The organism is Streptomyces achromogenes subsp. achromogenes (assembly GCF_000720835.1).
Classification (GTDB): Bacteria; Actinomycetota; Actinomycetes; order Streptomycetales; family Streptomycetaceae; genus Streptomyces; species Streptomyces achromogenes.
Genome location: NZ_JODT01000115.1, coordinates 1 through 324 on the forward strand (window position 1 = coordinate 1; position 324 = coordinate 324).

1 protein-coding gene is annotated in these 324 nt (G+C 71.0%); it reads right to left on the reverse strand.

Annotation, left to right across the window (positions count from 1 at the left end; all coding sequences use genetic code 11):
• A partial coding sequence (locus IH25_RS0136955) for an ATP-binding protein (protein WP_037656494.1) occupies positions 1-324 on the reverse strand: 324 nt, incomplete at both ends.

Sequence of the window (324 nt, forward strand, 5' to 3'; positions counted from 1 at the left end):
ACGCCGGGGCCGGTGGGGGCGTCGAAGGCGGTGACGGTGCCGGGGGCGGGCAGGAAGTTGCGGCCCGGGTCCTCGCCGTTGATGCGGAACTCGAAGGAGTGTCCGCGCAGTACCGGGTCGTCGTAGCCGAGGGGTTCGCCGTCGGCGATGCGGAACATCTCGCGCACCAGGTCGATGCCGGCGACTTCCTCGGTGACGGGGTGTTCGACCTGCAGGCGGGCCTCCACGAGTTTCTGGTGGCGGCGCTGCAGGGAGCAGTCGCGGGTGGAGACCACGACGACGTTGCCGTGCTTGTCGGCCAGGCACTGCGTCTCCACGTGCCGG